At 72.3% G+C, this 7835-nt stretch carries 5 protein-coding genes; 3 read left to right on the forward strand and 2 right to left on the reverse strand.

Annotated features, from left to right (window positions below; translation table 11 throughout):
- Nucleotides 1–2146, forward strand: a 2146-nt coding sequence (locus tag ACTHK2_RS03770; protein ID WP_440244359.1) for a tetratricopeptide repeat protein, incomplete at its 5' end; no start/stop codon positions are given.
- Nucleotides 2147–2241: 95 nt separating this feature from the next.
- On the forward strand, nucleotides 2242–3801 hold the full coding sequence (locus tag ACTHK2_RS03775; RefSeq protein WP_440244360.1) for a choice-of-anchor Q domain-containing protein: 1560 nt from the start codon (nucleotides 2242–2244) through the stop codon (nucleotides 3799–3801).
- Nucleotides 3802–3822: 21 nt separating this feature from the next.
- On the opposite strand, the gene ACTHK2_RS03780 is transcribed toward ACTHK2_RS03775, so the two are convergent.
- Together ACTHK2_RS03780 and ACTHK2_RS03785 are read right to left on the reverse strand one after the other, a co-directional pair.
- Nucleotides 3823–4221 (reverse strand): hypothetical protein, encoded by a 399-nt coding sequence (locus ACTHK2_RS03780; protein WP_440244361.1) that lies wholly within the window; start codon nucleotides 4219–4221, stop codon nucleotides 3823–3825.
- Between the two features lie 12 nt (nucleotides 4222–4233).
- Nucleotides 4234–5919, reverse strand: a complete 1686-nt coding sequence (locus tag ACTHK2_RS03785) for a hypothetical protein (protein ID WP_440244362.1) — start codon at nucleotides 5917–5919, stop codon at nucleotides 4234–4236.
- A gap of 333 nt (nucleotides 5920–6252) precedes the next feature.
- Between ACTHK2_RS03785 and ACTHK2_RS03790 the strand changes: the two genes are divergently transcribed.
- The gene (locus tag ACTHK2_RS03790) at nucleotides 6253–7833 is read left to right on the forward strand and encodes a flavin monoamine oxidase family protein (RefSeq protein WP_440244363.1); all 1581 of its coding nucleotides are present in this window, start codon (nucleotides 6253–6255) and stop codon (nucleotides 7831–7833) included.
- The last annotated feature ends 2 nt before the right edge of the window (nucleotides 7834–7835 follow it).

The raw sequence follows: 7835 nt of genomic DNA on the forward strand, positions 1-7835 counted from the left end.
CGCATACGCGGCGCCCGAGCAGATCCTCGGCGAGGCGATCGGCACCGCGACCGACGTTTATGCGCTCGGCCTCATGCTGTGCGAACTGCTGGTCGGCCGGCTGCCGCGCACGCGCAGCAGCGCGCCGGCGCAGCTCGCGCAGGAGGCGAGCCACGAGACGAGCGAGCGCGCGAGCGCGCTCGCGGCGCGCCTGTCCGCGGGCGAAGTCGACGCGCTCTACGGCGGCGCGCTCGATGCGAGGCGCCTCGCGCAGGCGCTCGCGGGCGATCTCGACGTCATCGTCGCGACCGCGTTGCAGCGCGATCCGGCGCGCCGCTATCCGACCGCCGCGGCCTTCGCCGACGACCTGCGCCGCTGGCTCGAAGGCCGGCCGATCACCGCGCGCGCGGACTCGGCGTCGTACCGCCTCGCGCGTTTCGCGCGCCGCCACCGCGCTGGTGTCGCGGCCTCGGTGCTGGTCGCGGTCTCGCTGTTCGCGGGCCTCGGCGCCGCGCTGTGGCAGGCCGAGGTCGCGCGCAGCGAGGCGCGCCGCGCGGACGCCGAACGCGCGCACGCGGAGCGCCAGCTCGCGCGTGCCGAACGCGTCAAGGACTTCATGCTCGCGCTGTTCCGCGAACAGGACCCGGTCAGCCGCGCGAAGGCGCAGGTGCGTTCCGCGTCGCAGCTGATCGGCGACGGCGTCGCGCAGATCGATGCCACGCTCGGCGCCGAACCGGACCTGCAGGCGGAGCTGCTGCGCGACCTCGGTGAAATGCAGGTCAACCTCGACGACGGCAAGGCCGGTGTCGCGACGCTGGCGCGTGCCTGGGAGCTGCAACGGCGGCAGAGCGGCAGCGACAGCCTCGCCGCGACGGAAACGCAGGTCGCCTACGCCGACGGCGTGTACGCATCAGGCGACGTGAAAGCTGCGGCGCCGCTCGCCGACGCGGCGATCGCGCGCCTGCGCGAACTCGGCGCGGCGCGCAGCGCGCGCATGGCGCAGGCCGAACTGGTCGCGGCGAAGATCCGCCTCATCCAGGGCGATGGCGAGGAGGCGGAACGGCTCGCGCGCGACGCGCTCGACATCGTGCGCGCCTTGCGCGGGCCGCGCAGCATGGACCTGGTCGGGCCGCTCTCCCTGCTCGGCAAGGTGCTTCACGAACGCGCGCGCTTCACCGACGCGCTCACCGTGCTGCGCGAAGCGATCGGCATCGTCGAAGCGGCGGGGGGCGCGGACAACGCGCGCGCCGCGCTGCTGCACATGTCGGTCGCCGACACGCTGCGCGTGCAGCGCAAGTACGACGAGGCGCTGCCCGAGTACGAGGCGGCGCTGCGCATCGAGCGGGTGCAACTGCCCCGCGACCACGTGATCCTCGGCGGCACGCTGATCCGCCTCGGCGACCTGCAGCGGCGCATGGGGCGGCTCGACGAAGCGGACGCGTCGCTCGCGGAAGCGATCGGCGTCCTCGGCAAGGCGCCGGGCGGGCAATACGCGCAGGCGTTGCAGTTCCACGGCAATCTCGCGCGCGCACAGGGCCGGCTCGATCTCGCCGCGCAGCGCTATCGTGCCTCGTTCGAGGCGTTCCGCGCCGTCAGCGGCGACAGCGTCTACACGTGGCTCACCGCGCTCGAACTCGTCAGCGTGCTCGGCGAACTGGAGCGGTTCGACGAGGCCGATGCGCTCGCCACGCAGGCGGTCGCGACGATGGCGACGCTGTCGAAGGACGACTCGTACGAGGCGGCCTACGTCAACAGCGTGATCGGCGGGCTGCGCCACGCCGAGCACCGCTATCCCGACGCGATCGACGCGCGTCGCCGTGCGGTCCTTTTGATCGAGAAGGCCTACGGGCCCGATCATGCGGAAGTCGCGCAGGCGCGCGCCGAACTCGCGTCGAGCCTCGTCGCGACCGGCGATCCGGCGATGCGTCGCGAAGCGGGCGAAATCGTCGAGCAGGCGCGCGCCGCGCTCGAGCGCAGCAGCGACGACACGGTCGGGCCGATGCTCGGCGTCGTCTATCTCGTGCGCAGCCGCGTGCATCGCGGCGACGGCGACCTCGCCGGCGCGCGCGCGGACGTCGCGCAGGCGATCGACCGGCTGCAGGCGCCCGAACACGCCACGCGCCTGCGCGAGGCGCGGTCGCTCGCGCAGGCGCTCGGCGCGGGCTGAGTTCCCATCCGACGCCGTCGTCGCCGCGGCGGCGCAACGGCCATGGCCCATGCCAGCGCGCTTGTCCGTGGAACGGCGTGTCCACGGAGATCGCCATGTCCATCCTGCATCGCTGGTTCGCTTTCGGCCTCCTGTTCGCGTCGCTGCCCGCGACGCCGGCGACCTACCTCGTCACGCGCGGCGACGACCCCGCGCCCGACGGCTGCCTCGCCAACGATTGTTCGCTGCGCGAGGCGCTCGACGCCGCGGTGTCGACGCCGGGCGGGGACACGATCGTGCTCGCCGCGGGTCAGTACACGGTCACGCGCGGCACGCTCGACGCGATCGGCGACGTCGCCGTCACTGGCGCCGGCGTCGACGCGACACGCATCGTCGGCAACGGCGCGTTCGACCTCGTGCACGTGACGCCGCTCGCCGCCCTCGTGCTCGACGGCGTCACGCTCGCATCACAGGACGCGGCGATCGAGATCGACAGCGGCGGCGCGACCTTGCGTCGCGTGCGCATCGCCGCCGGCGGCGGCGTCGTCTCCGCGACGTCGGCGAACGGCGCCGCGCAGTTGCGCATCGAGCATTCCGAACTCGGCGACGCCGTCGGCTGCCTGTGCGGCGCGGGGTCGTTGCACGCCTCCGACAGCACGCTCGCCGGCGTGGCGATGTTCGACGGCAGCGGCGACCTCGACCTCGAACGCGTCGAGGTGGTCGGCCCCGACGCCCATTACGGCATCGCGTTCACCTCGTCGGGCGCGGCGACGATCCGCGACAGCACGATCCGCAACCAGTCGATTCCTCTCGCGCTCGACGGCGTCGGCGACGTGCGCGTATACCGCACGCGCTTCCTCGGCAACACCGGGCCGATGTACAGCTACCGCGACGGCACGGTCTGGATGGACGAAGTCGAGTTCAGCGCCAACGTCGTGGACGATGCGCATGCGGACCATCCTGCGGTGCTGCTCGCGACCGACGAAGGCGCCTGGCGCATCTCGCGCGCGCTGTTCAGCGGCAATCGTGGCGGCGGCGGATCGGGCCCCGGCCTCATCGGCTCGACCGTGCGCGTGCTCGCCGGCGCCAATGTCGTCATGGGCGACGTCACATTTCACGACAACACGTTCCGAGCCGGCGTCGCCAACGGCATCGGCCACGCGATCGGTGTCGACGTCGCCGACGCGAGTGCGACGATCTTCTGGATGTTCCACGCGACCTTGCGCACCGGCCCGTCGGTGCCCGACAACGCGGTCGCATCGCTGCTCGCGGTGCGCGGTGCCGCGGCGAACGTGCGCATCTACGACAGCCTGCTCGCCGGCAACTGCGCCTTCGCGAACGGCGCCGGCGTGTTCCAGGCGGTCGGCAATGTCGAGTCGCCGGCCCATACCTGCCAGTTGCCGTCGGCGGACAACGACGTCGACGTGCCCGCGCTGCAACTGCTGCTCGGCCCGCTCGCCGACCATGGCGGTTTCACGCGCACGTTCCTCCCTTCGCGCGCGAGCCCGCTCGTCGATCGCGCCGACCCGACCTGGTGCGGCGTCGCCAATGCGGTCTTCGGCGCCACCGACCAGCGCCGCTACCTGCGTCCCGCCGACGGCATCGACTGCGACATCGGCGCGGCGGAGGCCGACGCATCGCCCGACACGATCTTCGCCCACGGCGTCGACGGCTGAGCGGCCCGGACCACGCCGGCGTCATTCCATCCACGGATTGCGCAAGGGCGCCATCGTCGATGGGTCCTCGCCCGCGTCGATGCGCGCGACCTGCGCCCGCAGCTGCTGCTCGACCTTGGCGTCGAGCGGTGCCTTCTCCTGCTCGAGGAGCCGGCGATAGGCGCGTGCCGCATGCGCCGCGTCGCCGAGGCGCAGGTATGCATTGCCGAGTTCGACGCCGGCATCGACCGCCTGCGGACGCAGCGCGACGACCTGCTCGAGGCAGCGCGCGACGCGCTGCCAGTCATCGCCGTTCTTGCGGTAGATGTATTCCATGACCTCGTCGCTCATCGCGCCGGCACGGCCCATCGGATTCGACTGGCGCCCGCGCCACACCGTGATGTAGCCGAAACGCGCGACCCGTCGCATGCCCTTGAACACTTCGGCGGGATTCTATTCCCGGTCGGGGCGTGGCACCTCGTCGTAGATCGAATAGAGGAACCAGCCTTCGTAGAGGCCGGCGGTGTTGTCGTCGTCGAGGTCCTGCACGCGCCGGCGCACGTCGACGTGGGCGCCGCGCCACTGGTTCTCCATGATCGACGTGACCCAATGGCCCGAGTACAGCGGCAAGCCCGTCGCCGCGATCCGCGCGTGGTAGAACGCCGCGATTTCGCCGTAGCGCTGCCCGAGGTCGAGCCCCTCGTTCTCGAAGTAGCGGTAGGCGCCCGCGCTGCCGCCGACGAGCTCATTGTGGTACTCCCACAGGCGCGGCTCGCGTACCGTCATCAGCACCGTGGCGACGAACGCCGCGGCGACGGTGCCGAAGAGCACGCGCGAACGCCGCTTCCATGCAACCGACACCGCGCCACCGGCGAGTACGGCTGCCGAGCAGAGCAGGGGCGTCGCATGGCGGATGCCGCCCCAGGCCTCGGGAGAGGCCATCAGTGCGGCGAGATGCGCCGCACTGGCCGCGGCGAGCGTCGCGAGCATCCAGCGTGTCGTCGGCGAAAGCCGCGTGCGCGCGAGCAGGCCGAGCCCGAGCAGCGCCAGCGCCGCCAGCGCGAGTGGCATCTTCGCCGCGAGGATCGCGGGCCAGGTGAACCAGGGCGTGCGTCCCTCGTAGAGCCTTCCCCACACCAGGTGCGTGCCGCCGCCGCGGCCTTCGACACCGGTGCGCACCGTGTCGGCGAGCCCCCACAGATACGCGCGCGGCAACAGGTGATGGCGATCGGCGAACGCGAGCGTCGCGCGCAGCGGCGCGGTCGAGACGTCGGCGATCTTGTCCTCCATCGGCCGATTGAATCCGTCGCCGCCGTCGGCGTCGGCATGGAAACGCCAGCCGTACTGCGCCCACAACAGGAGCACGCCGAGCATGAACGCGACCGCGAGCTTCGCGCCGCGCAGCGCGATGGCGCGCGATCCACCGGCCTGCGCGAGCGCGGCGGCGAGCAGGACGAGCGCGATACCGAGCAGCCCCGCGAGTGCCGAGTGCTTCGCGCCGAGCGCGAGCCCGATCGCGACGCCGCACACGGCCACCCAGTGCCAGTGCCAGGTCGCCGCGAGCAATCCCGCCGCGACGGTCGCGAGTGCGAGCGTGAGCGCGAGCGGGCCATCGGTCATGACCACCGGCAGGTGCGCGCCGAGGGTTGGCTCGAGCGCGAGGAAACCGAGCGTACCCGCAGCCCACGCGAAGCCTGCTGCGCGCTGGAGCAGCGCGCCGAGGGCGAGCAGCAGCGCACCGTTCAACGCCCACATCGCCACGCGCGCGCGTTGCTGGATGCGAGCGAAATCGTTGTCGAGGAACATCGTCTGCTCGACCCACTCGCGCTCCTGGCTCTTCTCGCGCAGCGCGGGCTCGGGCGGCAGGCGGAAATCCGCGGGCATCCATGCGCCGACCCAGCGCTTGGCGAGCGGTGGGTGCTCGGGATTGAGGTGCATGTCGCCGCGTTGCACGTAGGACGTGCCGGCGACGATGTGCCACGGCTCGTCGATCGTGAAACTGTCCAGGCGCGTGCCATACCACGAGCGCAGCACGGCGAGCGTGGCGAGCAGGACGAGGGCGAACCACGCCAGCAACCGCCGCGACTTCGACGACGCTCGGTTCGCCGCCATCATCGCCGTGCCCATCGACTCTTCCATCGGCGACTCCCCGGCACCGCGCGACGCATGTGCATTGACGACCGTCCGGTCTTGCGACGCCGCCGGCGGACATCGACGCCACGGCGAATCGCGTCCGCCCGGGCAAGGGCAGCCACGCCGATGCCGGCACCGCGTCGGCGCATGGTAGCGCGCCCGCCCGCACGGCTCGCGAATGTGGCTGCCGCGCGCGCACGCGACGCCCGCGGCGGGGTGTCGGACCGTCATGGAATTCCTCTTGCCATCATCCACGCAGACGCGCGCACCTGCGGGCCAGCGGCGCGCGTGCGGCTCGCGGTGCATACTCGCGCCGACCGGCAACCTGGGGAGGGCGGCATGGCACGTACGGCCTTGGTGGACCTGCTGCGGCGCAGCGCCGCGCTCGCGGCACATTGCGCGCACAGCGGCGAGCCGCTCGACGAAGCGATCGCGCGCGAACGCGAGGCGCGCATCGACCACGCGCGGCGACGCTTCCTGCGCGATTCGCTCGGCGCATCCGCCGCGCTCGCGCTCGCCGCGTGCACCCCGGCGGCGCTGCGCCCGCGCCGCGACGATACCGACGCGGTCATCGTCGTCGGCGCCGGCATCGCCGGCCTCACCTGCGCCTGGCGCCTACGCCAGGCGGGCGTGCCGGTCGCACTGTACGAAGCACAGGAACGCGTCGGTGGCCGCATGCTGAGCCTGCGCGGGCATTTCGCCGACGGTCAGGTCTGCGAACTCGGCGGCGAACTCGTCGACAGCGGGCATGCGCGCATGCGCGCGCTCGCGGCAGAACTCGGCCTCGTGCTCGACGACCTGGCCGAGGATCCGACCGCGGCGCACGGCGACATCTGGTTCCATGGCGGGCGGCGCTATTCCGAAGCGGAGATCCTGGCCGCGTTCGCGCCGCTCGCGCAGGCGATCGCGCGCGACGCGTCGACCCTGCCGGACGAACAGATCACCTATGCGGCGCCCGGCGGCGCCGAGGCGCTCGATCGCGAATCGATGAGCGCGTGGCTCGACCGCAACGGCGCCGACGGCTGGCTGCGCGCGCTGATCGAGGTCGCATACACGACCGAGATGGGCCTCGAATGCGCGGAGCAGTCGGCGCTCAACTTCCTCACATTCATCGATCCCGGCACCGACGCGTTCCGCATCTTCGGCGAGAGCGACGAGCGCTACCACGTGCGTGGCGGCAACGACCTCGTGCCGCATGCGCTCGCGCAGCGCCTCGCCGACGCGATCACCACCGGCGCCGTGCTCGAAGCGATGCGCCGCGACGACAGTGGTCGCTACGTGCTCTCGTTCCGGCACGGCGCGGCCGCGTTCGAACGGCGCGCGCACCGCGTCGTGCTCGCGGTGCCGTTCACGACCCTGCGCGACGTGCGCCTCGACCTCGACCTGCCGCCGGCCAAGCGCAAGGCGATCGCCGAACTGCGCTACGGCACCAATGCCAAGCTCATGATCGGCTTCGGCGAGCGCATCTGGCGCACCCGCCACGCGAGCGCCGGCGCGACCTACAGCGACTTGCCGCTGCAGACGACGTGGGAAACGAGCCGTATGCAGGCGGGCGCGGCGGGCATCCTCACCAACTTCGTCGGCGGCCGGCGCGGTCTCGAGATCGGCAGCGGCACGCCGAAGCAGCAGGCCGATGCCGCCGCGGCGCAGCTCGAGGCCATCTGGCCCGGCATCGCCGCCGCGCGCGCCGGCGCGCGCGAGGCGCGCTTCCACTGGCCGACGCACGCGTGGACGAAGGGCAGCTATGCCTGCTTCGCGCCCGGGCAGTGGACGACGCTGCGCGGTGCGGTCGGCGAACGCGTAGGCGACCTGCATTTCGCCGGCGAGCACTGCGCGTTCGACAACCAGGGTTTCATGGAAGGCGGCGTCGAAACCGGCGAATGGGTCGCGCAGGCGCTCACCGCGCGAGCGAGCGCATGAAG

The sequence above is a fragment of the Dokdonella sp. genome (assembly GCF_051958935.1).
In the GTDB taxonomy this organism is placed as follows: Bacteria; Pseudomonadota; Gammaproteobacteria; order Xanthomonadales; family Rhodanobacteraceae; genus Dokdonella_A.

Coding starts and splice junctions, on each gene's coding strand:
- ACTHK2_RS03790 (WP_440244363.1), top strand. CDS start 6,253: ATGGCACGTACGGCCTTGGTGGACCTGCTGCGGCGCAGCGCCGCGCTC.
- ACTHK2_RS03775 (WP_440244360.1), top strand. CDS start 2,242: ATGTCCATCCTGCATCGCTGGTTCGCTTTCGGCCTCCTGTTCGCGTCG.
- ACTHK2_RS03785 (WP_440244362.1), bottom strand. CDS start 5,919: ATGGAAGAGTCGATGGGCACGGCGATGATGGCGGCGAACCGAGCGTCG.